This is a genomic window from Colwellia sp. MEBiC06753, from assembly GCF_053470325.1.
The window spans coordinates 74,081-98,434 of the sequence record NZ_JBQMTM010000009.1 but is presented as its reverse complement, the minus strand read 5'-3'; the positions used below and the strand labels follow the sequence as shown (position 1 = coordinate 98,434).

At 40.8% G+C, this 24,354-nt stretch carries 25 protein-coding genes; 8 read left to right on the top strand and 17 right to left on the bottom strand.

The features are described from left to right. The first annotated feature begins 40 nt into the window (after positions 1-40). Entirely contained in the window at positions 41-946 is a 906-nt protein-coding gene (locus tag ACOB82_RS09140) for a PEP-CTERM sorting domain-containing protein (RefSeq protein WP_448212675.1), read from the top strand. 169 nt (positions 947-1,115) lie between these two features. Here ACOB82_RS09140 and ACOB82_RS09135 read toward each other — a convergent pair whose 3' ends face one another. The 6 genes from ACOB82_RS09135 to ACOB82_RS09110 all read right to left on the bottom strand — a co-directional run bounded on the left by ACOB82_RS09135 (position 1,116) and on the right by ACOB82_RS09110 (position 7,753). Beyond that, on the bottom strand, positions 1,116-2,174 hold the full coding sequence (locus ACOB82_RS09135) for a hypothetical protein (protein WP_448212674.1): 1,059 nt from the start codon (positions 2,172-2,174) through the stop codon (positions 1,116-1,118). Positions 2,175-2,177: 3 nt separating this feature from the next. Further along, the gene (locus ACOB82_RS09130) at positions 2,178-3,038 is read right to left on the bottom strand and encodes a ThiF family adenylyltransferase (RefSeq protein ID WP_448212673.1); all 861 of its coding nucleotides are present in this window, start codon (positions 3,036-3,038) and stop codon (positions 2,178-2,180) included. A 12-nt stretch (positions 3,039-3,050) separates the two neighbouring features. Continuing rightward, positions 3,051-3,821 (bottom strand): PEP-CTERM/exosortase system-associated acyltransferase, encoded by a 771-nt coding sequence (locus tag ACOB82_RS09125; RefSeq protein ID WP_448212672.1) that lies wholly within the window; start codon positions 3,819-3,821, stop codon positions 3,051-3,053. Between the two features lie 136 nt (positions 3,822-3,957). Continuing rightward, positions 3,958-5,187 (bottom strand): pyridoxal-dependent decarboxylase, exosortase A system-associated, encoded by a 1,230-nt coding sequence (locus tag ACOB82_RS09120; protein WP_448212671.1) that lies wholly within the window; start codon positions 5,185-5,187, stop codon positions 3,958-3,960. Continuing rightward, positions 5,187-6,788: an acyl-CoA ligase (AMP-forming), exosortase A system-associated gene (locus ACOB82_RS09115; protein ID WP_448212670.1), complete on the bottom strand. Its 1,602-nt coding sequence runs from the start codon at positions 6,786-6,788 to the stop codon at positions 5,187-5,189. Before ACOB82_RS09115 ends, ACOB82_RS09120 begins: the two co-directional genes overlap by 1 nt. Positions 6,789-6,880: 92 nt before the next feature. After that, a complete protein-coding gene (locus tag ACOB82_RS09110; RefSeq protein ID WP_448212669.1) occupies positions 6,881-7,753 on the bottom strand; it encodes a patatin-like phospholipase family protein in 873 nt (290 codons plus the stop codon). A gap of 104 nt (positions 7,754-7,857) precedes the next feature. Here ACOB82_RS09110 and ACOB82_RS09105 point away from each other — a divergent pair, with 104 nt between their 5' ends. Further along, a complete protein-coding gene (locus ACOB82_RS09105; protein WP_448212668.1) occupies positions 7,858-8,631 on the top strand; it encodes a S1 family peptidase in 774 nt (257 codons plus the stop codon). A gap of 60 nt (positions 8,632-8,691) precedes the next feature. Here ACOB82_RS09105 and ACOB82_RS09100 read toward each other — a convergent pair whose 3' ends face one another. From ACOB82_RS09100 to gpmM, 3 genes are all read right to left on the bottom strand, one after another. After that, the gene (locus ACOB82_RS09100) at positions 8,692-9,414 is read right to left on the bottom strand and encodes a divergent polysaccharide deacetylase family protein (protein ID WP_448212667.1); all 723 of its coding nucleotides are present in this window, start codon (positions 9,412-9,414) and stop codon (positions 8,692-8,694) included. A gap of 108 nt (positions 9,415-9,522) precedes the next feature. Then, positions 9,523-10,608: a murein hydrolase activator EnvC family protein gene (locus ACOB82_RS09095; protein WP_448212666.1), complete on the bottom strand. Its 1,086-nt coding sequence runs from the start codon at positions 10,606-10,608 to the stop codon at positions 9,523-9,525. A gap of 73 nt (positions 10,609-10,681) precedes the next feature. Beyond that, entirely contained in the window at positions 10,682-12,223 is a 1,542-nt protein-coding gene (gene gpmM / locus ACOB82_RS09090) for a 2,3-bisphosphoglycerate-independent phosphoglycerate mutase (protein WP_448212665.1), read from the bottom strand. A gap of 187 nt (positions 12,224-12,410) precedes the next feature. On the opposite strand from gpmM, the gene ACOB82_RS09085 reads away from it, so the two are divergent. The 4 genes from ACOB82_RS09085 (at position 12,411) to gpsA (ending at position 14,689) form a co-directional block, all read left to right on the top strand. Next, on the top strand, positions 12,411-12,839 hold the full coding sequence (locus ACOB82_RS09085) for a rhodanese-like domain-containing protein (RefSeq protein ID WP_448212664.1): 429 nt from the start codon (positions 12,411-12,413) through the stop codon (positions 12,837-12,839). Positions 12,840-12,848: 9 nt separating this feature from the next. Then, complete coding sequence (gene grxC / locus ACOB82_RS09080; protein ID WP_448212663.1) at positions 12,849-13,112, top strand: glutaredoxin 3; 264 nt, start codon at positions 12,849-12,851, stop codon at positions 13,110-13,112. 69 nt (positions 13,113-13,181) lie between these two features. Beyond that, complete coding sequence (gene secB / locus ACOB82_RS09075; RefSeq protein WP_448212662.1) at positions 13,182-13,673, top strand: protein-export chaperone SecB; 492 nt, start codon at positions 13,182-13,184, stop codon at positions 13,671-13,673. Positions 13,674-13,681: 8 nt separating this feature from the next. Then, positions 13,682-14,689: an NAD(P)H-dependent glycerol-3-phosphate dehydrogenase gene (gpsA, locus tag ACOB82_RS09070; RefSeq protein ID WP_448212661.1), complete on the top strand. Its 1,008-nt coding sequence runs from the start codon at positions 13,682-13,684 to the stop codon at positions 14,687-14,689. Positions 14,690-14,845: 156 nt separating this feature from the next. Here gpsA and trmL read toward each other — a convergent pair whose 3' ends face one another. Then, the gene (gene trmL / locus ACOB82_RS09065) at positions 14,846-15,310 is read right to left on the bottom strand and encodes a tRNA (uridine(34)/cytosine(34)/5-carboxymethylaminomethyluridine(34)-2'-O)-methyltransferase TrmL (RefSeq protein ID WP_448212660.1); all 465 of its coding nucleotides are present in this window, start codon (positions 15,308-15,310) and stop codon (positions 14,846-14,848) included. Between the two features lie 152 nt (positions 15,311-15,462). On the opposite strand from trmL, the gene ACOB82_RS09060 reads away from it, so the two are divergent. Further along, a complete protein-coding gene (locus tag ACOB82_RS09060; RefSeq protein WP_448212659.1) occupies positions 15,463-16,389 on the top strand; it encodes a cation diffusion facilitator family transporter in 927 nt (308 codons plus the stop codon). 14 nt (positions 16,390-16,403) lie between these two features. Here ACOB82_RS09060 and ACOB82_RS09055 read toward each other — a convergent pair whose 3' ends face one another. From ACOB82_RS09055 to ACOB82_RS09045, 3 genes are read right to left on the bottom strand one after another with little or no spacing between them, the layout of a single operon-like run. Further along, positions 16,404-17,462 carry an alpha/beta fold hydrolase gene (locus ACOB82_RS09055; protein WP_448212658.1) on the bottom strand — a complete coding sequence of 353 codons (1,059 nt, stop codon included), beginning with the start codon at positions 17,460-17,462 and terminating at the stop codon, positions 16,404-16,406. A 59-nt stretch (positions 17,463-17,521) separates the two neighbouring features. Then, on the bottom strand, positions 17,522-18,919 hold the full coding sequence (locus tag ACOB82_RS09050; protein WP_448212657.1) for an ATP-binding protein: 1,398 nt from the start codon (positions 18,917-18,919) through the stop codon (positions 17,522-17,524). Further along, complete coding sequence (locus ACOB82_RS09045) at positions 18,912-19,616, bottom strand: response regulator (protein WP_448212656.1); 705 nt, start codon at positions 19,614-19,616, stop codon at positions 18,912-18,914. Before ACOB82_RS09045 ends, ACOB82_RS09050 begins: the two co-directional genes overlap by 8 nt. Before the next feature lie 194 nt (positions 19,617-19,810). Between ACOB82_RS09045 and ACOB82_RS09040 the strand changes: the two genes are divergently transcribed. After that, the gene (locus tag ACOB82_RS09040; RefSeq protein ID WP_448212655.1) at positions 19,811-20,272 is read left to right on the top strand and encodes a Spy/CpxP family protein refolding chaperone; all 462 of its coding nucleotides are present in this window, start codon (positions 19,811-19,813) and stop codon (positions 20,270-20,272) included. A 28-nt stretch (positions 20,273-20,300) separates the two neighbouring features. Here ACOB82_RS09040 and ACOB82_RS09035 read toward each other — a convergent pair whose 3' ends face one another. From ACOB82_RS09035 to asd, 4 genes are all read right to left on the bottom strand, one after another. Then, positions 20,301-22,196, bottom strand: coding sequence for a M56 family metallopeptidase (locus ACOB82_RS09035; protein ID WP_448212654.1), 1,896 nt, complete (start codon positions 22,194-22,196; stop codon positions 20,301-20,303). Positions 22,197-22,215: 19 nt separating this feature from the next. Then, positions 22,216-22,596 carry a BlaI/MecI/CopY family transcriptional regulator gene (locus ACOB82_RS09030; RefSeq protein WP_448212653.1) on the bottom strand — a complete coding sequence of 127 codons (381 nt, stop codon included), beginning with the start codon at positions 22,594-22,596 and terminating at the stop codon, positions 22,216-22,218. Between the two features lie 127 nt (positions 22,597-22,723). Next, a complete protein-coding gene (locus ACOB82_RS09025; protein WP_448212652.1) occupies positions 22,724-23,455 on the bottom strand; it encodes a glycerophosphodiester phosphodiesterase in 732 nt (243 codons plus the stop codon). A 28-nt stretch (positions 23,456-23,483) separates the two neighbouring features. Further along, a complete protein-coding gene (gene asd, locus ACOB82_RS09020; protein ID WP_448212708.1) occupies positions 23,484-24,353 on the bottom strand; it encodes an archaetidylserine decarboxylase in 870 nt (289 codons plus the stop codon). Position 24,354 lies beyond the last annotated feature (1 nt).

Sequence of the window (24,354 nt, the reverse complement as noted above, 5' to 3'; positions counted from 1 at the left end):
TCAAGGAAAACTTTAAGTTGCGCTAACGAGGATAAAGAAGATGAATTTTAAACGTAAATTATTAACAGGGACTGCATTGTTAATGCTTGGTGGCTTTGCTAACTTAGCTAACGCTGCTTCGGTTTCATCAATTATGAGTGCTACAGGTGATTTTCTTTTAGAAGATGATAGTGGTGAATACCACATCGATGTAGACGGTGATGGTGTACTAAGTGTAGGTGATAAACTGCGTGGTATTATTGAGTGGCCAAAACTTACCTCTGGTGGGGATGAGTATTTATTAGATGGTATTGCTAACGAGCATTTGTCTGCAATTTTTGAGACAGAAGTGACTGGCAAGTTTAGCGCGGGTATTCCTGGATTGTTTAATTTTACTTTTGGGCCGTCTGCTAGCTTTGCAGTGGATTTCGGTTTTAATGCTGGCACAATGGTTGCGATGTTTACAGATAGCGTTGATAACGTGAATATTAAAGGCGCATCGTGTGATGAAGCTGCTGAAATATTGCCAGACGGTGCATGTGAAGCATCGGTATTAGACGGTACTCTAGCCGCTGAATTAGGCTTTACAGGTTTAGATGGTGATGAAGGTTGGCTAGCATTTTCGTCTCCTGATGATACGAGCGCAGGAGCATCGTTTGGCGAAGCTAGCGCACTAGGTTCATTTAATTATAATTTAAGCTTAATTGCTTCTCATACATTAGGTGAATTTAACAAAGTTAATGCAAACTTTTTAGCTGCTGGTGGAATCGGTGCGGTAGATGGAAAAATTGACTTTACTGGATCTGGTACTTTATTAGGTATCTTGAATTCTGAAGAGCAACGTGTAACAGCATATGACTTTACTGATGACGCTGATATTCAAGGTAACAAAGTGCCTGAGCCGTCAACTATCGCATTATTTGGCTTAACATTACTTGGTTTAGCACGAATTAAGCGTTCAGCTTAGTTCGTAGCATTAAGACTCGCTAGGGATAAGCGCGTATACATTCAAGCTAAGGAGCACCGTACAGTAATACTGTACGGTGTTTTTTTCGATTAAATTTTATGATTGTAATCTGTACCGAAATTAACTGCTAGCAATAGACTTATCTAGCGGTAAACAAACAAAATAATTATTACGGATTATTGTCAAATTTAAAACTATCTGCAGCACGTCTATTACTGCGGTGTACTAAAGGCTTTTGAAAACCTAATCGTAAAAACATTAAACCGTAGCCTTCTCCGTCGACAATGCTTGTCATTTTCTTTGCGACTTCGTTAAGTTGATTATTAAACTCGGGTTCGCACTTTACAAAGCCCAATGAAAATATCCCAGGTGCGGCATAAGGTTGAACAGACAAACCTTGCGCTGTGGCTTGTAGCCAGAATCGCTGTAAGGCTCGTCCGCCATTAATTACCGCTTGGCGAGAATTATCACTGATGGTGATTAAGGCTAATGACGGTGACAACATAATAGGTAATTTTACCGACCTAAGCCCTAACATTTTATAAGCGCCTACCTTGTTAAATGCGTTCATTACTGACCATTTCTTCATTAACTTAAACATAGGTTGTGCTGGCTTTTCTATCGCCAATACTTCTATGGGCATGCCTTCGTCACTTTTCGGGTTACCGAAATGAACCGTTGAAAAGAGCTCTTGATGCAGTGTAGGACTTTTGAAGCGAATACTTTCTGCCTGTTGAATGACAGGCAGAGCTTGGCGTTTGCTGGTTTTATCGTTAAACCACTGAACGTGACAGTGGTAATTGGAACCAGAATTTTCTAAAGCGGATATCGTGTTAGCATCTAATTCGCCTTTAAATGGAAAACGTCGGTCTGTGGCCCTGTTTTTTATATGTTGAGCCAATAATGTATCTTCTGGCGCATCTTCTTCTGAGGGCGTAAATGTTATATCGCAGACGTGGTATTCACTTTGCTCATCTGGGAAAAAGGTTACGTGGGTCGCTAACTGATTCGAATGAGCAGTAATAATTACGTTTTCAATTACGCAACCCAATGCAATATCTGCAAGTACAAACCTATTATCGGAAGCTTTGCCTGAGCGAGTTGGATCTATAAATAATGATAAGCTTTGGTCTAGATTCCAGCGAACTTGAAAAGGCTGACTATTATCAGCAGATGGGGCATATATAGCAGCATCGATAAGTTGTTGTTGCATAGCTTGATCTAACATCTACTAAATTCCCATTTTTTTCTTGGCAATATTAAAGGCTAATCGTTGAAATAGATTGTTGTTTCCACCAGGTCGCCAGGTTTTCTTAAATTGATTGGTGTAAGCATCAAAGTGCATGCCGTATGGAATGGCGATTACTTCACCTCGATTTAGCAATATCTTGGCGACATTAGTGGCGGCAACGCCTGCTGCTAATTTGCAGCCAATAATGGTTGAAGGGCCCTTTTTATTCGCTAAGTCCAACTTACTCTGGTCAACTAGATAAGCTTGCTGAAGCGCTGCGGGCGTTAACCCTAAAAAAAAGCGTAAGTATTGCTCATTTTCACTATATCCTTCTAACCTAAAGTACTCTTCGAAGGTCATGCCACCAGGTAGAAAATTTAAAAATGCGGTACCCATACCAATTGGTGCCGCAGTGGTTGAAGCTATGCCTTTTTCTGCACACAGCCTAAAAACGCGTTTACGCGGTTCAATGGCAAAAAAATCTAATGAGTCAACGTAACAATCAACATCTTTTAGAAACTCATCGGTATTCGTTTCACTAATACCCTCAGGAAAGGTGTTTATTTCCAGCTCAGGGTTGATCGCTAACGCCATTTTTACCATGGTATCGAGCTTTTTCTCACCGTAAGTTTCAGTATTGGCACCTGCCTGACGATTAGTATTTTCACAGCCAAATTCATCAAAATCTGATAAATTAAATTTTGTGATCCCAAGTCTTACTAGCGTTAATAAATGCTCGCCACCTACGCCACCCAAACCAGCAATAGCGATGCGCTTATTTTTTAATATTTGTTGTTCGGCTTCCGTTACCCAGCCAATATTTCGAGAGAAGGCCAAATCATAATCAAAGCTATCGCTCATAGTGATTCCAGTTTATTTGTCTGATGGGTTAGCAAATGGGACTAAAAACAACTGAGCCCTTAAGTCATTGTAAATAATTTGGTAAAGCTCTAATAACTCTTCACTGAGCTCAGCATTAAAGCCTGAGCGTTGTAGATAAAACATGGCACGAAGTCCATGGTAATTCATTTCATCGCCGCATTGAATAAATGGTAGACCAAACCTTGTTAAACGACGATTTAATCGAGGCTCCATCATGACAAACATGCCTTGATGATTACAAATATCGGCTAACGCAACTGCGGCTAAATATAAACCCATTGCTATATTGGGGAAGTTTCGGCGCTCTTCTTCAGAATAGATCGTTTGAGGATTAACTTCTTTTAGTACAAATGGCTGATTTTTTTCTTTTTCACGGCGTCTAAATGAAGCTAAAACCGCTAATCGAGATATTTCACCAAAGCTGCCTCTTGGCAAGTTCGTTGAATCGATAATATCAACGCGAGCACTGTCCAGACAGTGCGCTTCAAATGGTAGTTTTAGTTGCGGTTGTGTCGCCGGTGGGATAACCAGACGCACACAGCCAGCATAAGCTCCAGTTCGTTTATGCTCTAATAGACAGTGGTAAGAATAATCATCACATTCGTCCGTTTCCATCTCACTGTCATTCGGTGGCTCCCAACCTAATTCGGCGGCATAAACGCCATAACGAATTTTAAACGCTTCTTGGCGAAGTTCTTTGGTATTCGCAAAACGAATTTGAAAATATTGGGAAAAATTTTGAGCTATCGAGTATTCGGCCATTTGCTACCTGCTGAGCCTCACCATAAACCAATGCACTTCAGTGCAACTTAAGTAATAACTATAACAAGTTATTTTGATAATTCATCAATTTAGCATCATTTGTCTGAATATTTTACACTTTTTTAACGTTTTGATTTTAGAGCAATATTTCACTTAAGCTTGGTTGGCTTAAAAAGCCTTGTGGGCTAGCACTGGCTCCATAAGCGCCAGATTGAAAGACGACAACATAATCACCTATTGCGACTTTCGGTAATTTAACCTTATCTGCCAAAATATCTAAAGGCGTACATAGTGGGCCTACGATTGAAATTTGTTGATAGTGCTGCTGGTCATCAGACATTTTATTGCCAATGGCAACGGGGTAGTTTTTACGGATAACCTGACCAAAATTACCAGAGTTGGCCAAGTGGTGATGTAAACCTCCGTCACAAATGACATAGCAAGTTTCACGAGAGTCTTTAATATCAACTACTTTACTGACATAAACTCCCGCTTCACCGACTAGATAACGACCTAGTTCCATAATAATTTCAATGTTAGCAAGTGCTTTATGGCTTTCAATTAATTGTGACAAATTATCTGAAATATTGCTAAGCGATAACCTTTTTTCGCCAGGAAAATAAGGTATGCCTAAGCCACCACCGATATTAATATAATCAATGTTAACTGGCGTTAGTTCGACGAGATCTGCGGCAAGGGCAAAGGTTTTTTGGTGCATTTCGATAATGGCGTCTTCATTAAGGTTTTGCGAACCAGCAAAAATATGAAAACCCCTAAAATTGAGCTGCGTGTAGTTTAGGTTGGTTAATAATTCAGGTAAGAGTTCTTGATCGATACCAAATGGTTTGGCACCGCCGGCCATTTTCATACCTGATGCTTTTAGTTCGAAAGCTGGATTGACACGAATTGCTATATTAGGAAGTTTGTTGATCTGTTGACCAATATCTATAGCACGTTCTATTTCAGTAATTGATTCTGCATGCAAGGTAATTCCGGCAACAATAGAGGCGCGAATATCATCCTCAGTTTTACCCGGGCCAGCAAAGCTTATTTCGTTTGCAGGCATTCCCGTTTGTAAGGCGAGTAACATCTCTTTTTTGGATGCAACATCAAAGCCGGCGACCATTGGCTTCATAAAATGTACAAGGCTTGGATAAGGGTTCGCTTTGATTGCATAGTGAAGCGAAATTTTTGCTGGTAATTGTGCTTTTAAGTCGACGACTTTGTTTTTAAGTAGGGCGGTATCATAAGCATAAAAAGGGGTTCTACCAACGAGCATTTCAATTTCAGCTAATGTTAAATCACCAATCATCAGTTGCTCGTTGGCAATTTTAAATGAGGGCAAATTATCGTGTTGTGCTTTCATTATTGGTTGTCCATAAAAAACTGTTTGTAGTCGCGATTAAGTGCAGCGCGATCGATTTTGCCATTAGCATTATGTGGCATATGCTCTAACACGATAACTTTTTTCGGCACCATATAGTTGGCAAGTTCTTTTAGGCAGTGGTGAGTAATGCTTTTAGTGATTTGTTCTGTGTCTTCTGCTTGATTGGTCAATACTAATGCAACAATAGCTTGTCCAAGCTCTGGGTGTGTAGCGCCAATTACCGCAGCTTCTGCCACAGCTTGATGCTGGTACAGCACCTCTTCCACCTCCATTGGGCTAATTCGGTAACCAGAGGTTTTAATCATTTCATCGGCGCGAGCAACAAAGTACAAAAAGCCATCTTGATCACGCTTTACTTTATCGCCAGACCAAACCGCCATTTCTTTTAGCATAATCCCTGAAGGTTTATTGGGCGCAAATTTAAACCGTTCGGTAGTTTTTTCAGGTGCATTCCAATAACCTAGGCTGACTAATGGCCCCATGTGAACGAGTTCACCGGCTTCGTCAACATCACATTCAGTGCCGTCAGGTCTAACAACGATGACTTCTGCATTGGGTATTGCTTTGCCCATAGAGCCTTTGCGGTTATCAACTTCGCTCGGTGGTAAATACGTTGAACGAAACGCTTCGGTTAAGCCATACATTAAATAAGGTAAGGCTTGAGGCATGCGTTCACGAAGCGTAGTAAGGTTAGCTTGTGTTAAGGCACCACCACTATTGGTAAAATAGCGTACGGATTTTCCCGCAGTTTCAGGCCAATTTAAACTACAAAGTTGTGAATATAGCGGTGGCACTGCGGCTAAGCCTGTAACTTGATATTTATCGATAGTGTTTAGTACATCTTTAGGTAGCAGGTAATCAAGTAGCACGCAGGACGCACCAACATAAAAGCTGGTTGTTAGCTGACTTAAGCCATAATCAAAACTTAGTGGTAAAACAGCTAAAATTACATCGTCACTGGTATTTTCTAAATAGGTCGCAACCGAAATTGCTCCTAACACCATGTTGCCGTGAGATAGCACTACACCTTTAGGCTTCCCGGTACTACCCGATGTATATAAAATTGCTGCCATATCATCACTGGTCTGGGGTTGGCAAGCAGGATCAGGCGTAGTTGTCTGTTCTATAAAAGAGGGCCAACTCACTATATTGATGCCATTGATACACTGTTCATCGCCACTATCACCATCGAGTAAGATAATGTGGGTAAGTGCAGGCATTTGTGCTAATGCGGTTAGCAGTGGCTTCATTCGCCCTTTGTTGGTGATTATCACTTTGACATCACAATCGTTAGCAATATGAGCAACTTGTTGGGCTTTTAGCACTGGGTTGATTGGGACAAATACACCGCCGAATTTGCTACAGGCAAATATGCTAGTGACGGTTTCAATAGATTTAGGTAAGTAAATACCTACTCGGTCGTAACGAGATAGACCAATAGCCTGATAACTTTGAGCTATTTGTGTTATTTGACTCGCTAGCTGCTGATAAGTGATATGTGTGTTTTTAAAATGAAGTGCGGTTGCGTCGGGAGTGTTATTCGCGCTGTGCTCTATAAGTTGGTGTAAAAACGTGGCCATTCTTCTTCCTGAAAAAAGCTTAATATCAGATCAAGCAGCTATTATCAAAATTGAACGCTATTATGACAACTTTTACTGAAAATTAACAAGTGCTATACACTGATAGAGTGATTGGTTTTTGTTGGTATGCGGCTAAAGGGGGACGTTTGTATTTTGGTTTTAATCGGAATGATATCCATCGCGGTTTGGTAACCAATGTCAAACAGCTTATTTTTCTGCTCTTTTGATAAATTAAAGTCGACAGCCGAACAATCACCGGTGTTGATAATTATGGTGTTATGCCAAAACGCTTCATTGATGTATTCGCGAGAAATAGTGGTCATAAATGTTCTAATAAGTAGTGTAACGAAATTAAATATTGGAAAGATGCCGCCAACCTTTAAGTCTTGATACTCCTGTTCGCCCCTCAGTCGGAAACACAGTACTGGCGTAGATTCGCCATCCCAGTCTCTGTGCAGTGCATCTTCTGACAAAATGCTTCCGTCGACCATAATATGCTTACCAAAAGGTTTGAAGCTAAATACCAGTGGTATAGACATTGAAAAGCGGACCGCTAGTGATACTTTCATGTCAGGCGTACTTTTTTGATCAAAAATTACCGGTTTGCCACTTCGTACATCGGTGGCCACAACATGCAGTGGTAATGGCATTTCGGCAAATGTTTTACCTTCTAGCAAATTATCTACCCACTTTTCAAAGGTGTCGCCCGAGCTTAAGCCGCCACTGCGAATAAGCTTTAGCAATGAAAATTCGCGAAATTGATTGTAGTTTGTTTCTAAGGCGATTTCTTTTATACGTTCTATTGGCAGCCCAGCAGCGTATAAACTGGCAACAATGCTACCTCCAGAAACGCCGACAATGTGGTCAAAGCCGACACCGAGATCTTCTAATGCACTTAAAATACCAATATGTGCGGGAAGTCGAGTACCACCGCCCGCCATAATTGGAATAATTTTGCCATTCATAAGCTTGCCTCAATAATTCTTCTATTATTATGGCTTAAAGTTGGAAAAGTTGCGTAAAAATGACAGACTTAACTGCAATAACATTTTATTTACAAGGAAAGAATATGCCTATTTACCTTAGGGCTTTACTGTTGGCGTTGATGTCGATACTGAGTGCCCAAATTCATGCTCATAATATGGTGGAGTTAGTTAAGCAAATTAAACCCGCTGTTGTTGGTGTCGGTGTGCATGCGCCACTATCACAACCGCAAAATGAATTGCGAGGTTCAGGTTTTGTTATTGGCAATGGGCAATATGTGGCGACCAATCACCATGTAGTGCCAGATGTGCTTGACAGCGAGCGTTTAGAAGAAATGGTGGTGTTTGTTGGCTCTGGTAAAAATGCTAAAGCAAGAAAAGCACAACTCATTGCTTCTTCACGTTACCATGATTTGGCTATTTTGAAAGTTGAAGGAGAGCGGCTACCAGCAATGAAGCTAGCGGCAGATGAGTTTCTACCAGAAGGGAGTGACGTTGGCTTTACCGGTTTTCCGATTGGTGCGATTTTAGGGTTATATCCAGTAACCCACCGAGCAATGCTTGCGAGTATTACGCCTGTCGTTATACCGGTAAAAGATACTCGCGAAATGTCGTTAAATATGCTGAAACGCTTACGTGAACCTTATATGGTTTATCAACTTGACGGCACAGCGTATCCAGGCAATAGCGGTAGTGCACTTTATAATACTGAAAATGGTGAAGTGGTTGCAGTGATTAATAAGGTTTTTGTGCAAGGCACAAAAGAGGCTGCCATTACTAACCCTAGCGGTATCACTTATGCGATACCCGTTAGGCACCTAAGAAAGTTGATGCGTGAAAATAAAATACCAGAAGGCTAATGTTTAACGACTAGGTTCTTAACGATTAGGCTTTTTATTTAGGCGAGTTGTTTGATCAGGCTATTCGGTTTGTGCGGTTAATGTGCCCGAAGCTGTGTGCTGAAGGTACAATTCAGAGAGGCCAACTAATTCAATATTATTGGCTTTAAGCGTTGGAATCAGCTTAGTTAAGGCTTTAACCGTCTCTGGATGAGGGTGAGCAATAGCTATCGCCATTTTATGCTTTTGTGCTTGTTCAATAAGCTGACTAAATTGTCCACTGATATAAGCTTCATCTAATTGGTTATCTAAAAAAACATGACGACTTCTTGCTGGCACCCCGAGTTTATTAGCAACACTTCTACCTACTGTTCTAGGGCTAGTGACACTGTCTAAAAAGAATAAATTATGTTCTTTTAAAAATTGCATTGTCCACTGCATTGGCTTGGAAAGCGTGGTTAAATAGCTACCCATATGATTATTAATGCCAAGAGCAAATGGCATCTCTTGATAAGCATTGGCGAGTGATGCCTTAATACCAACTTCATCCATATCACTGGTGAGCGCGCCAGGGCCTAACTTTTTACCGTGATTAGACTCCATTGGAATATGTAGAATGACATCGTGATTTCTATGATTAGCAATTTCAGCAATACGTTTACCGTAAGGCGTTTGCGGAAGTACTGAATAAGTAATATTACCTGGGATGGTCAGTACATCTTTATCAGTCATGCGATAGCCAATGTCATCAATAACAATTGCGACTTTAGCTGGCTGTGCATAGCTTGGTTGTATAATCGCCAAACAGGCAAAAAAACTGAGTAATATGAAAGAAAATCGAGTCACGGGGGCTTTAAAAACTATTATTTTTATTAAGTTAGAGTATCAGTAATTTGTAACAAAATCGATGCTTTATTTGCACCAAATTTTCGGATTAACGGCTTTGCCACCATGCCTTATTTCAAAATAAAGCCCTGGTTCATTTTGTCCGCCACTTTGGCCAACTAGCGCAATTGGCTCACCTGTTTCTACGGTATCACCGACATTTTTTAGCAATGCTTGGTTGTGACCGTAAAGGCTCATGTAGCCGGCGCCATGGTCGATAACCGTGACTAAGCCATAACCTTTTAACCAGTCAGCAAACAACACTTTACCGGCATGTACACTGTTAACTTGCGCACCAACATCTGCTGACATTAACACGCCTTTCCAACGTAAATAACCTTGTTTTCTGGTGCCAAAAGAATGTTTTATTCGTCCATTTACTGGCCACTTTAGCTGACGTTTTAGCGCACCTAACCCTTTAAGATTATTGGCTAGTGCGTTTTCATTAGCCAGTTTTTGCAATGCAGCAACTAGGTTTTCTTCCTCTTGCTCAAGTTTGTTTAGTAATTCTTTGCTAGAAAGTAACTCTTGGCGCAGTGCTTGAAGTGTTTTCTTACGCTGTGTTTTATTTTTTTCTAAGGCGATTTTTTGATTTTTTTGATCTTCTTTTAGTGTTTCTAGTTCACTCAGTTTTTGCTCTTGGCTTTTAGCAACAGTTTGAAGGCGAGTAATGGTGGCTTTAAATTGCTCAATTTCCTTAATGCGAGCTTTATTAAGATACTGGTAATAGGTAATTGAACGTTGAACTAAAGCTGATTGTTCTTGGTTAAACAGCATTTTTAAATAGTCATGCTGACCAGTGCTGTATGCAGTTCTTAACTGGTAAGCAAGTGCTTGCTCTTGTTGTTGCTTCTGCTTTTCTAGTTCCAATTTTTCTGCGGCTAATTCACTAAGTTTTAGCTCTGTCGCTTTCAGTTGTTTTTCAGTGAGGTTAATTGCTTTGGCCACTTTTGCGATAGCAAAGTCATCTTTTTTGAGCTGACTATTGAGTTGGCGACGCTTTTTGCTGACAGCGACAATGGTCGATTTTTGCTGAGCAATTTGTTTTTTAACCTGAGACAGCTCTTTATCTGTGACTTGTTCAGCCAAAGATAAAAAGCTTATACATGCCATGCTTAAGCAAAAAGCAAACGTTGTTGTTTTTATCAACATCGGTGATAACGAACTTTAGGTGACAGCAAATGTATTAGTTTAAATGCATCAACACTTTACCAGTCATTTCTTGTGGTTGTTCCATGCCCATTAAATATAACAGTGTTGGCGAAATATCACTAAGCGCGCCATCACTAGCTGGCGTTGCTTGGCGACCAACATAAATAAGCGGCACTGGTTCACAAGTATGAGCGGTATGAGCTTGTCCTGATGTAGGGTTGACCATTTGCTCGGCATTACCATGGTCGGCGGTAATTAAACATTCACCACCGACTTTTTCAAGGGCAGTAATTACTCGCCCGATTGAGCGATCGACAGCTTCACAGGCTTTAACTGCCGCATCAAATTTACCGGTATGACCGACCATATCGCCATTCGGGTAATTACAAACAATTAAATCAAACGACTGACTTTCTATGGCTTCAACCAGCTTGTCTGTAAGTAGTCTTGAGTTCATTTCTGGCTGTAAATCATAGGTGGCGACTTGAGGAGACGGCACTAGAATTCGTTGCTCGCCTTCGTATTCTTCTTCTTTACCACCACTGAAGAAGAAGGTGACATGGGCATATTTTTCAGTTTCTGAAATGCGCAATTGAGTTTTATGATGTTTGGCCAGCCATTCACCCATGACATTTTCAAGTTTTTCTGGCGGGAATGCACAGCTGGTTTTAATGTCAGCAGCATATTCAGTTAACATGACAAAATCGCTAAGTTTGGGTACGCGGTTACGCTCAAAGCCTGAGAAATCAGTGTCAGTAAAACAGCGGGTAAATTGACGGGCGCGGTCAGCTCTAAAGTTCATAAATATTAGCGCGTCGCCGTCTTCAATTTTAATGGTCTCACCATCGGCATTGGTAATGGCCGTTGCTTTAACGAATTCATCGTTTTCATCACGCTCATAAGCGGCTGCTAGCGCATCGGTTGCCGAGTTAAATTGAAATTCAGCTTGGCCATCAACCATTAAGTTGTATGCAGCTTCAACACGGTCCCAACGTTGATCTCTGTCCATCGCAAAATAGCGACCGATAATTGATGCCACTTGGCCGTTGCCTAATTCAGCGAATTTATCTTGGGCTTTTTGCAGTGAGTCATGAGCGCTGCGCGGCGGAGTATCTCGGCCATCTAGGAAAGCATGTAAATAGACTTTTGTTGCGCCACGCGCTTTAGCAAGCTCCATCATCGAGAAAATATGATCTTCGTGACTATGCACTCCACCTGGCGACATTAAGCCAAAAATATGGACCGCTTTATCGGCATTCTTGGCTGCATCAACGGCATGACATAAAGCCGGATTATGTTGAAATTCGCCGTCGGCAATCGCTTTGGTAATGCGGGTGAAGTCTTGATAAACAATACGGCCTGCACCTAAGTTAACATGACCAACCTCTGAGTTACCCATTTGGCCATCAGGTAAGCCTACTGCCATGCCAGAGGTGCCAATTAGCATGTTAGGAAAACGTGCTTTTAAGTCATCAAGTACTGGGGTATGAGCGTGAAAAATGGCGTTTGATTCTTGATCTTCGCGATATCCCCAACCGTCTAAAATAATCAGAACCATCGGCTTTTTAGTTGGCATGTGTATTTTTCCTAACATTTATTGGCGTATGAGCTATAGCGATATTTTACACAGTTCATATCGAATAGCACTAGCGAACGGCTGAAAATTATTGCTGCGTTATGTTCGAGTTACGTATAAGTTGGGTTTGACCAGTGAAGCCTGTATACTGTGCGCGTTTTAGTTGTCGTTCTACAAAGGTAAAGTAATGGAACAATTAATGGTTTTCGCAAGTAATCACCCGTTATTAAGCGCTGCTTGGGTGGGTTTGCTTATTGCAATTATTGTGATTACGGTGATGATAAAAATGTCGCCAGTAAAGCAATTATCGCCGCAAGAATTAACCTTTTTGGTGAATAAAGAAGACGGTGTTGTAGTAGATATTCGCGCTGAAAAAGAATTTAAAGCGAGCCGAATTATTGATTCTGTGCACTTGTCACCAGAAAAAGCCAACAAAAATGACTTTTCTGCCCTTGAAAAATATAAAGACAAACCCATTATTGTGGTATGCACCGCAGGTATTACTGCATCAAAAGTAGCAAATCAGTTACTAAAAGCTGGCTTTAATAATGTTGGTTTATTAAAAGGTGGTTTAAATACTTGGGTTGGTGCTGGTTTACCGGTGGCGAAAAAGTAAGAGGTTGTTGTGACATCAAAAGTAGAAATTTATACAAAAGCATATTGCCCATTTTGTACACGTGCAAAAGCCTTGCTAGAGCATAAAGATGTTGCTTATGTAGAGTTTAAAATTGATGAACAACCAGCACTTCGCCCTGAAATGATCGCACGTGCCAATGGTGGCTCAACAGTGCCGCAGATTTTCATTAATGAAAATCATGTCGGTGGCTGCGACGACTTGTTTGCCCTAGAGGCAGCAAATAAATTAGATTCAATGCTTGCCTTGGCATAGGCAGGCATTACCAAAATTAGAAGTAGCACTGTAAAAATTGCTGTGCATAAAAATTTAAGGAATATTTCAATGGCTGATGAAAATCAAAACCAAGAAGCGAACAACGCACCGCAATTCGCGATTCAACGTGTTTATACAAAAGATGTTTCTTTTGAAACGCCTAACTCTCCGGCAATTTTCCAAAAAGAATGGAAACCAGAAGTTAAATTAGATATTGATACACGTTCAAACACTGTAGCGGAAAACACTTATGAAGTAGTGTTAGCAGTTACTGTAACGGCAACTGTTGAAGGTCAAACAGCTTTCTTAGCAGAAGTACAACAAGCAGGTATCTTCACTATTGGCAATGTTGACGAAGCTCACTTAGCTCACATGATCGGCGCATTCTGCCCGAATACATTATTCCCGTATGCACGTGAAACTGTAGCTAGCTTAGTTAACCGTGGTTCATTCCCACAATTAAACTTAGCACCAGTTAACTTTGATGCATTATTTGCAAATTACTTGCAACAACGTCAAGCACAAGAGCAAGCTGCAGCTGCTAGTGCTGAAACTCACTAATTGAGTTTATGACCGTAACAACGGCTAAAATTACCATATTAGGGGCAGGGTCTTATGGCTCTGCCCTTGCTATATGTTTTGCACGCAATGGCCATCCAACGGTATTGTGGGGACGCGACGTCGAGCAAATGCAGACGATGGCGCAATCTCGCTCAAATGAAAAATACTTACCGGGCAGCAAATTTCCAGATAGCTTAATTATTGAAACTGACTTGGCAAAAGCCGTAGCTGCCAGTGATATAGTGCTGGTGGTTGTACCTAGCCATGTTTTTGGCGATATGCTTAGTCAGATCAAACCTTTGCTAAACCCCAATGCTAAGCTAGCGTGGGCAACTAAAGGGCTAGATCCGAATAGTGGCCAGCTATTGCAAGAAGTTGCTCGCGACATTTTAGGTAATGACATCAGCTTAGGTGTGTTATCTGGGCCGACGTTTGCTAAAGAAATGGCAGCAGGATTACCTACAGCTATTTCGCTGTCGTCTACCGACGATGATTTTGTGACCGAACTTTCGGAACTTTTACATTGCGAAAAAACTTTCAGAGTTTATAGCAATAATGACTTTATTGGTGTGCAACTCGGCGGTGCGGTAAAAAATGTTATCGCGATTGGTGCTGGTATGGCTGATGGTATTGGCTTTGGTGCAAATGCCAGAACTGCGCTGATAACTCGTGGTCTTGCTGAAATGACTCGTTTAGGTATAGCGTTAAATGCTGAGCCTGCTACCTTTATGGGGATGGCAGGTTTAGGTGATTTAGTCCTTACTTGTACCGATAATCAATCACGCAATCGCCGATTTGGTTTAGCGTTAGGTCAAGGTAAAAGCGTTGATCAAGCAATGACGGATATTGGGCAAGTGGTGGAAGGTTATCGCAATACCAAAGAAGTCTATATGCTGTCGCAACGTGAAGGTGTGGAAATGCCAATTGTTGAGCAGGTTTATGCGGTGCTTTATCAAGGTAAACCAGCCTTGCAAGCCGCTTCTGACTTACTGTCTCGTCAAAAGAAATTCGAGTAACCTAGTTAACCTCAAGCTAGAAATTAAGAAACAGAGCAAGTTTTTGTTTTATAAAGCTTAACACTAGTTCTTATACAAACCCGAGGTTAGTTATTTAATTGTATGAAATAAAGGTTACTCAAATTTATTCATTTCTTTATTTGCTTAGGCAAGTATTTACATACCGTGTTCAAAGCCTAACTGACGCCATGCTTCATAAATAATCACTGCTGCTGAATTTGATAAATTCATACTGCGACTCCCTTCGACCATAGGGATGCGGATTTTGTGCTCATCGGGGATTTGATCTCTAACCACATCAGGCAAGCCCTTGGTTTCTGAGCCAAACATTACATAGTCACCCTCGGCAAAGTCAACCTGATGGTGATAGCGTGTCGCTTTTGTCGTTATTGCATAAAGCCGTTTCGGCTGCTCTTGGGCAATAAAATCATCAAAGCTGGCGTGACGTTTCAGGTTGGCGAATTCGTGATAATCAAGGCCAGCACGTTTTAGTCTCTTATCTTCAATAGAAAACCCCAAAGGTTCAATTAAGTGCAAGCGAAATCCTGAGTTCGCGCACAAACGAATTATATTGCCAGTATTGGGTGGGATCTCTGGTTGAAACAAAACAACATCTAACATAGCTATCGTTATTACCTGATAAAAGACTGATAAGAAAGTGCTGCTATTATAGCGAACTTTTGCGCTAATATTTAACTGAAGCGTTTGAATTTATTTATCAAAAATTATTTATGATACGAAAACATTTTTCTGGTAACTTTTACTGAGTAGTCATGACCAAGCATCTTGAGCAAAATTATAGTTTTTGGGTAAAAATAGCAGCGAAAACCTCGTTTTCAGTGACCATAATTTTGGTTTCAATCAAACTATATGCGTGGCTCAATTCCAATGCCGCAGCCATGCTAGCCTCAGCGACGGACTCGCTATTAGATCTTTTTATTTCCGGGCTAAATGTCTTAGTACTAATGTATGCATTACAACCTGCTGATGACGAACATCAATTTGGGCATGGCAAGGCTGAAAGTTTAGCGGGTATTGCCCAAGCTGCCTTTATCAATGGTTCGGCGATTATGTTGATATTTCATGGCGTTGAACGATTAATTTCACCTGTAGCAGTGGTAAATACTTCGGTTGCGGTTTATGTAACCCTAGCGTCTTTAGTGATGACCATAGCCTTGGTGACTTTCCAAAAAATAGTGATTGCTAAAACCCAGTCTGTGATTATTCGCGCAGACTCTCTACATTATCAATCTGATATATTATTAAATCTTTCTGTGCTTGCGGCATTATTGATGGTGAATTATGGCTGGCAGCAAATAGATGGTTTATTTACCATCGCTGTAGGTATTTACTTAAGTTATGGCAGTAAAGACATCATTAAAAGTAGCTTAGATCAGCTATTGGATCGGGAAATTTCTGCAACCGATATTTCAATAATTAATGAAATTGTTAGTAGACATTCACAAGTTGTTGGTTTTCATAAACTGCGAACGCGCCAAGCAGGGCCAAAGAAATTTGTACAATTACATATTGAACTACCTGGGGAGCTTAGCTTGTTAGAAGCTCACGAAGTTGCTGATGATATTGAGCGCCAGATAGAAAAATCACTCCAACCTTGTGAAGTCATTATTCATCAAGATCCAAGCGCAGCACTTAATCAAAGCGAACAAAATTTATACTGCAAAGAGCACACGCGTTAATAAAAAGTACTTATTTATTGGCTATGTTGGGTAAACCAAGCCAATATTTGGTCTAGCCCTTGCTGGCGATAAGAATCAATTTCAAACAATATTTCATGTCGTGCGCCCTTGATGACGATGGGTTTACCACCTGGGCATGAATAAGAAAAATTTTGATGTAATTGTTGGCAGAACTGGTCTTGCGCTGAGTTATCAACCACAGTATCGCTGCCCGCCTGTAACACCAATGTTGGCGTTTTTAGTTTATCTATGTCATCAAAAATATCTTCATTCGCTTTTAATGCTTCTTTTAACCAATGAAAGGTAACACCGCCTAGTTGTAGCTCTGGCGTAGCTTGATAAAGCTTGGTGAAAATTTGGTATCGGATTATAGAGTGGCTAAGCTGGTTATCTTCAAAAGCTTTTGTTTTATAATCATCTTGTCCGACAAAATACCAAGGTTGATTTGCCAGCAGCTGTGAAAGCGTATCCCCAGTATTAATGACCAGCTTGGAAAGCCAAAGTGGTAAGCCACCACTATTGATGGCAATCATAGGCGAGCTTAAAACCGCGGCTTTTACGGGGCTAATAAAGCGTTGTAAATACCTAGCACTGATTGCTCCGCCCATTGAATGTGCAAGTAGATAAAGTTCGTTATGACAAGCGGGGCGGACAATGGTATCAATAAATTGGTGTAAATCAGTGCTGTAATCGTCGAAGAGTTCAACATAGCCTTTGAATTTATTATTTAACATTCTGCCGGATAGCCCTTGGCCACGGTGATCAATAATAAATAAATCGAAACCTTGTTGAGCAATATCATAGGCCAACTCTTGATATTTTAAGTAACCTTCACTTCGTCCAGGTACGAGCACAATACACTGGTTAGCAGCGGGTGATTGAAATTGCGCATAATGAATATCCACTTGATCAACCCCCTTAAAGCTTGAGAAATGACCGGTTTGCCAATGCTGCTTAATTTCATTTGAATAGCGCTGCGGCAGTTCCGTTTCGCTGGTGTAAGGTGTTGAGGTGGCAAATACAGCAGTAGTGCTCATGGCAATAAGAAAAATTCCAATCGGTAAAATATTCATATTATTATTAAAATCGTGAAATTCTTGAATATCTTACGAAATATTTGATGAAAAAAACATCACTGTTTGGGCAATGTAACCGTAACTTTTAATCCGTCACCGGCTAAGTTCTCTGCCACTATACTACCTTGGTGCGCCAAAATTGCCTGTTGCGCTATGGCTAAGCCTAATCCTGTTCCGCCACTATGTCGATCACGGGCATCATCAATACGGTAAAAAGGTTCAAACAATCGGTCTAACTCGCTTTCTGGCACGCCTTTACCACTGTCGGCAACACTAATAAAAATACTGTGTTCTTGCTCCATTAAACTAATATGAACTTCAGAGTCTGGATCACTATACTTGACGGCATTACTGATTATATTGCCAATAGCGCTGGCGATTAGTTCCTGATCAATGGCTAATGTCGGGCTTGATGATGTTTCCAAGGACACGCTGATATTTTTACTTTGACCAAGGAAATTACCATCGTCGACCAAACTTTGTAATAGTTCTGCCAGTGGATATGGGCGACGTTCAATGGAACGTACACTATTTTCAAGTCGGGACAACACTAATACGTGCTCTAGCATTTGGTCTAAACGCGCAACTTCCCGCTCGCAACGCTCAATGTATTGAGATCGGTCTTGTTCAGATTTACTTGATTGGGCCAGCGCCAATGCCATTTGCAATCGGGTTAATGGCGAGCGTAACTCGTGAGATACATCGCCTAATAATCGTTGATGCGCGGTTAAGTTAGCGGCTAGTTTATCGGCCATTTGATTAAACGCTTTCGCTAAACTACCTAGCTCATCATTGCGCAAATCATCATGTTTAACCCTGACACTCAAGTCACCATGACCTAATTGCTCGGCAGCACGCGAAACATTTGATAACGGGCGACTGAGCGAACGCGCTAGTAGCCAACAAAACGCAAAACTCACCACAATTGGTGTTAAGATTCTGACCCAAGAAGGTAAGCTTTGAAATGAAAAGTCAAACGGGCGATGGTTGTCTACCCGCCGCTGATAAAATATTAAATAGGCATTGCCATCAAGCGTTAATTTCGCGGGGCCCGTAAGCTGCATATCAGGAAATAACCAAGACCTAGGCTGGTCAAAACTGCGACTATCAATGAACTCAATAGTTTTAGGATGCAGGCGACGTAAGCTAATAATCGGCACTTCTTGATCAAGCGGTTTAATAATTATATGGCTGCTTAATCGTCTTAATGGGCGTTGCTCTCGCATTGAGTGTATATAGCTGAGAAAGTCCGTTGGTTGGATATTATTGGTAATGGTTATAAAGCGTTCGATACGCTTAAAATCTTCTGCATCTAGGCTGATTTCAGAGCTCTGCTCAAGTACTTGCAACGTAATAAATCGAGTAGCTGCTATGGCGCATATTGTCACTAGCCAGAACCACAAAAACAGTTTTACTTTGATCGAGTTCAGTTGGCGTTTCAGTGATTTAAACAAGGGCGTCACCAGTAAGAAATATATAGCCAGCACCACGTACGGTTTTAATTTTTTCCGATGTTGAATACGGGGCGAGTTTGCGGCGAATATTGCTAACGTGCATATCAATACTGCGATCAAATGGGCTTAATTTTCTGCCTAACACAGTTTCAGACAAGGTATCCTTGCTAACAATATTACTGTGGTGACTCATTAGCACATTAAGCATTTCATATTCTGTACCTGTTAAGTCAACTTTTTGCTCGTTACAAGTTACTTGGCGAGTCGCATTATCTAAGGTTACTTCATTTAAGTTTAATTGTGCTGACTGCATTTTATTTTCTTTCACAATGTCTATACGGCGAAATATCGCATGAATGCGCGCGAGCAACTCTTTGTGGTGAAATGGTTTGGCTAAGTAGTCGTCTGCACCTAGCTCTAACCCTAATATGCGATCGTTGTTATCGCCCTTGGCGGTAAGCATTAATATTGGAATACTATGATGACCACCCAAAGCTTTAAGTACGTCAAAGCCCGTAAGTTTGGGCATCATTACGTCTAATAAAATCAAATCAACACTTGCATCAAATGCTCGGGCAAGACCACTGGCTCCGTCATGACAACAAGAGGTTTTATAACCTTCAGCGGTTAAAAATGTCGTTAGCAATTCGGTTAATTCAACATCATCATCAATGATTAGTATATGTTTTGCGGTCATTTATTTGGCTCTAACTAGAAACAGTGAAACTAGGTTTGCTTAACACGTCATTGATACAAACCTAAAGTTACTTAGTCAGTTTATCAATAGTTATACAGTTGAGTTGTAAACTTTACAAAGCTTTACACTGCCTTTGCGTTTCTTTGCATTGCAATGATTATAATTTTTCTGAACCGTCGAAGAAGGAGACAGTAATGAGAAAGAAACATTCAATGAGAAATATAATGTTAGCATTAATCGCATCTGGCAGTTTAATTTTGCCTATGGCTCAAGCGATGGAAAAGCCAGCACATGGTCACGATAGAATGGCAATGCAATTTGATGGCAAACAATTGCATCGCATGCAAAAACTATTAGCGTTAACCGATGATCAAGTTAATGAAATAAAGGCAATTAATACCGAAAGTCGTACCCAAGCTAAAGCGCTTCATGAGTCTGCCAAAGCGTTTCGCGAACAAGTGAAAGCAGAGCAAACGAGTGATGTTTTTAATGAAGCATTATTTACTGAAACTTATAATCAGTATCAAGAGACATTTGCTAAATTAGCGCTTAATAGAGCCAAAAGCCGCCATGCAATATTTAATGTTTTGACATTAGAACAGCAAGCTAAATGGCAGGAAGTATTAGCGTCGCGCAAAGGTATGCGAAGACCCTAGTATTTGCGGTTAACCGAAATAACTCGGCTTAATCCATGTTAAATGAAAATATTTTTGCCATGGTACTGGTAACCGGCTCGCCATTAACGCGGGCTGGTTCGAATCGCCACTGCTTCATGGCAGTGGTTATAGCACCTTTAAAATAATTTAGACGGTTTAGCTGCTCAAATTCAATGTCGATCACTCGGCCCTTCTTATCAATGGTGAAGTTGACCATAACATCTAATTCATAACCATTGCGCTTAGCTATTGAAGGATACCTAGGCTCTACGCTGGTCAATAGTTTTGCTTCCTGCTGTTCAAATAACTCAGTGTGGCTTTGTGCCGTTTGATTAATATAGCGCTGTTCAAATAATGCAACTTCAGAACTTGGCGTGTTATTAGCTAGTGTAGCCTTGTTACCATCCAAAGTTGTCGATGAGAACAGCGTATTTTCACCTTGGTGCTGATCTAATTGATGAGGGGCTTGGCTATAGCGTTTTTTGGTATTTTGTGTTGCTAGCTGCTCTATTTCATCAAATGCCGCATCTAAATCCACATTGCTTTGGCTATCAGTTTGGCTAAGTTGATTGTTTGTACTTGCTGTTAAATTCTTGTCTTCAGTTAGCTGATCAAGTTCACCACTCTCATTAAGAGAGCTAGGTAATAATGTAGATGAACCAGTATTTAACTCTGTAGCCGACAAATCAGGGCTAGCTATTGGTTGTAAGGCTAGTTCAGAGGTTTGTCGAAGTTGCTCGTTGCTCTCTTTTGTTGCTAAAGCCGCTTCTTTTCTTGAATGGGCTTGTTCACCAATTTTTGGCTCATTTTGACTAAATTGTTGACTCTTGTTTTGTCTAAAATCGGTTACTTGGGCTTGGCCTTGAGTTCCTTGCAGCAGATTAACGCTGATATTGGATAGCTCATAAAAAGGTAACGTGATTAATTGTTTTGAAGCGGTTAAGCCAATTGCCAGTAAAATTGTGATACCCGCAAGCCATTGTCCAGAGCTATTTTGACTGCTACATGAATGATTGACTAAGCGCACGACGCGTGCTTTTAAGTCGCCACCAGATGCAGCCATTGCCATTGTTGGAATGGTGTGACGATGTGACTTACACAGTGTTGCCGTATCTGCCAGCGTATGAGCGTAAGCTATTGGGCTACCGCTATGATGCACAGCAATATCATCACTGCAGTATTCGCGCTCTTGACGCATTTGCTTTGATATCCACAGTACAGCAGGGTGGAAGAACAGTAATATCTCAATTAAAGTTTGTAAGAAATTGATTAAGTAGTCATAACGCTTGATATGCGCCAGTTCATGCAAAATCAACATTTCTAATTGCTCTTGAGATAAGCCTAACAACATTTGTGCTGGCATCAGCACAGTAGGTTTGAGCCAGCCTAATGCCATAGGCACTTGAGCAGTTAATGAAATAATCAACTTAGGCGCACGTTTTAAGCCAATTTGCTGAGCAAGTTGCTGAAAACGTGAAAGTAATTCTGGCTCTGTGCTAATAACATTTTTGTATGGCAGCTGTTGTATTTGCCACATTTCCAAGAGCATTTTACAGGTAAGAAATACTACCCAAAATAACCAGACAACTGACAGATAGGGCAGGTAATCATTAACTTGTTGCAGCCAATCACTTGCACTATGTTGTTGTAAGGTTTCTGGTAAGTTACTGGTAAACAGTTGGTTTTCGACCAGCCCTTGATAGCTATCAGCCTGATAAAAATAGTTAAAAGTCAACAAGGGAAGCAATAAACTAGTTAACATCGCGCCACAAAGTACACCGTACCTTATGGTTGGACGTTTGGTACTAATTATTATTAAAAACAGTTTTGTCAGCACAGCAATTAGTAGCCCTTGCCACAAAAAGTGCAGCAAAGTGATGGCCAATGTTTGTAAAACTAAATTGTCTGTAATTAATAATGACATAGCGGGTTATTAGTCGAGCTTATTTCTCTAAGGTATCTAATAAATGACGAATATCTTCAATTTCTTGCTTGCTGGTAGAATCATCTAACGCTCTCATCACCAACTTTGATGTTGAACCACCAAACGCTTTACTGATTAAATCTTTGATTAACGATGATTGAGTTTGTATTTCACTGTTGGCAGCGGCATATACATGAGCACGATTACTTTCGTCGCGGATCACTAATGATTTTTCATGCATAATCTGCAATATTTTTAGTACTGTGGTGTAGCCAGTATTTTGTGTTTCGCTGACTGTTTCATGAATTTGTCTAACCGTTGCAGGGCCAATCTTCCAGAGTACATTAAGTAACGTCAGTTCGGCTTCTGTCGGCTTGACGTTTGACTTATCTTTAGCCATTGATACTTCCTTAAATCAGAGTATTTTGTCGCATGACAAAATGGTTACATACGAATCTAATCGTATCCTTTGCTGATAAATTGAGCAAATAAAAATTTCTTCTACTTTAAATACAAATGCTTAAGCGCTATTTATTGGCAATTTCGGCTAAATAGTGTTTGGTACGAGCCGGAAAATTACTAAAAATTGCCTCTATCCCAAGCTGGTGACAAAACGCTATGTCATCTTGACGATCAACGGTGTAGACCCATACTTGCAACTTGCGCCTATGAGCATCATCAACAATTTGTTGATTTAAACAATCAAGCGCTAAATTAATTGAGTTTGCTTGCAGTTGCTGGGCTGACTGCGCTAAATCTGCAGGACAATGAGCAATTAACGCCCCAGTTTTAATCGCAGCTTTTTCACGCTTAAGCTCAGCCAAAAATAAATGATTAAATGAAGATATCACCAAGTTTTGCCAGTTCGCTTTTCCTGCATCAACGAGTTCATCTATCAATGAAATCAGACTGTGGCTGGCTTGTTTAAGCTTTTGCCCTTCGCCGGTAGAAATTTTCACTTCAATATTCACCGGACAGCGATTATTAATAATATTCAGCACTTGTGGCAGCGTCAGTAATGGTTTGCCATCTGCTGTGGTTAAGCTTTGAATGTAATCACTGCTTAGCGCTAATAATCGGCCTGAGCCTTGGGTGGTTTTATCAACATATAAATTATGTAGTAGCCACCAGTTGCCATCGCGATGAAATTGCACATCTAGCTCAATCCCATCGGCCTGCTGAGCGATGGCTTGTTCAATAGCTTGTGCGGTGTTTTCCGGAAATTCTCCGCTGGCACCGCGATGTGCATAAACTAACATAGCTTAATTACTTTTATACTATTGACGTTTAGTCAGTTGTGCTGACAACATCGGCGTAATGTTTACCCAAACGAGTGACTGTGCCAGGGCCAGCCTGCGGGCTAAATTCCACCATATTGGGTGCAAACGTAGAAACAACGGTTGAGCCAAGTTTAAATCGACCCATTTCATCACCTTTCTTCAATTTTATAGCACCCGCCCCTTCGGCTGGATATTGCCATTTAAAGATATCTTTACCTGCCGGAGGTGTAATCGTGCCGGCCCAGACAGTTTCAATGCTGGCAACGATGGTCGCGCCAACTAATACCATAGCAAGTTTGCCGTGCTCGGTATCAAAGATAGTGACTACGCGTTCATTGCGGGCGAATAAATTAGGCACATTATTGGCAGTTAATGGGTTTACTGAAAATAAATCACCCGGCACATAAATCATTTCACGTAAGGTAGCATCCATTGGCATATGAATACGGTGATAATCTTTCGGTGCTAAATAAATACAGCTAAATTTACCGTTTTGAAATGGTTCAGCTGTTTTGTTATCGCCGCCAAGTAATGTCGCTAAACTGTAGGTAAAACCTTTGGCCTGAATTAATTGCCCTTGTTCAATATCGCCTTGTTGGCTGATCATGCCATCAACTGGATAACACAAAGTTGCGGCGTTGTTATCAACAGGTCTAGCACCATCTTCTAATTCACGGGTGAAAAAGTCATTAAAGGTGGTAAAGTCGGTTGCACGCTTTAACTTGGCTTCGTCCATATTAATGTCATAAGCCTTGATAAAATATTTAATCGCTTGGGTGGTAAACCAACCTGCTTCAGCGGCGGCAAACTTACCAACAAGGCGTGAAATCGCGTGTTTAGGCATCATATATTGCAATGCGATTTTAATTTTATTAATT

Bases quoted from the DNA above. Each gene is read 5' to 3' on its own strand.
- ACOB82_RS09030 (WP_448212653.1), bottom strand. From the start codon at position 22,596: ATGGCTAAAGATAAGTCAAACGTCAAGCCGACAGAAGCCGAACTGACG.
- ACOB82_RS09085 (WP_448212664.1), top strand. From the start codon at position 12,411: ATGGAACAATTAATGGTTTTCGCAAGTAATCACCCGTTATTAAGCGCT.
- ACOB82_RS09105 (WP_448212668.1), top strand. From the start codon at position 7,858: ATGCCTATTTACCTTAGGGCTTTACTGTTGGCGTTGATGTCGATACTG.
- ACOB82_RS09055 (WP_448212658.1), bottom strand. From the start codon at position 17,462: ATGAATATTTTACCGATTGGAATTTTTCTTATTGCCATGAGCACTACT.
- secB (WP_448212662.1), top strand. From the start codon at position 13,182: ATGGCTGATGAAAATCAAAACCAAGAAGCGAACAACGCACCGCAATTC.
- gpsA (WP_448212661.1), top strand. From the start codon at position 13,682: ATGACCGTAACAACGGCTAAAATTACCATATTAGGGGCAGGGTCTTAT.
- ACOB82_RS09125 (WP_448212672.1), bottom strand. From the start codon at position 3,821: ATGGCCGAATACTCGATAGCTCAAAATTTTTCCCAATATTTTCAAATT.
- trmL (WP_448212660.1), bottom strand. From the start codon at position 15,310: ATGTTAGATGTTGTTTTGTTTCAACCAGAGATCCCACCCAATACTGGC.
- ACOB82_RS09025 (WP_448212652.1), bottom strand. From the start codon at position 23,455: ATGTTAGTTTATGCACATCGCGGTGCCAGCGGAGAATTTCCGGAAAAC.
- ACOB82_RS09060 (WP_448212659.1), top strand. From the start codon at position 15,463: ATGACCAAGCATCTTGAGCAAAATTATAGTTTTTGGGTAAAAATAGCA.
- ACOB82_RS09110 (WP_448212669.1), bottom strand. From the start codon at position 7,753: ATGAATGGCAAAATTATTCCAATTATGGCGGGCGGTGGTACTCGACTT.
- ACOB82_RS09035 (WP_448212654.1), bottom strand. From the start codon at position 22,196: ATGTCATTATTAATTACAGACAATTTAGTTTTACAAACATTGGCCATC.
- ACOB82_RS09130 (WP_448212673.1), bottom strand. From the start codon at position 3,038: ATGAGCGATAGCTTTGATTATGATTTGGCCTTCTCTCGAAATATTGGC.
- ACOB82_RS09120 (WP_448212671.1), bottom strand. From the start codon at position 5,187: ATGAAAGCACAACACGATAATTTGCCCTCATTTAAAATTGCCAACGAG.
- ACOB82_RS09135 (WP_448212674.1), bottom strand. From the start codon at position 2,174: ATGTTAGATCAAGCTATGCAACAACAACTTATCGATGCTGCTATATAT.
- ACOB82_RS09040 (WP_448212655.1), top strand. From the start codon at position 19,811: ATGAGAAAGAAACATTCAATGAGAAATATAATGTTAGCATTAATCGCA.
- gpmM (WP_448212665.1), bottom strand. From the start codon at position 12,223: ATGCCAACTAAAAAGCCGATGGTTCTGATTATTTTAGACGGTTGGGGA.
- ACOB82_RS09140 (WP_448212675.1), top strand. From the start codon at position 41: ATGAATTTTAAACGTAAATTATTAACAGGGACTGCATTGTTAATGCTT.
- ACOB82_RS09115 (WP_448212670.1), bottom strand. From the start codon at position 6,788: ATGGCCACGTTTTTACACCAACTTATAGAGCACAGCGCGAATAACACT.
- ACOB82_RS09045 (WP_448212656.1), bottom strand. From the start codon at position 19,616: ATGACCGCAAAACATATACTAATCATTGATGATGATGTTGAATTAACC.
- ACOB82_RS09095 (WP_448212666.1), bottom strand. From the start codon at position 10,608: ATGGCATGTATAAGCTTTTTATCTTTGGCTGAACAAGTCACAGATAAA.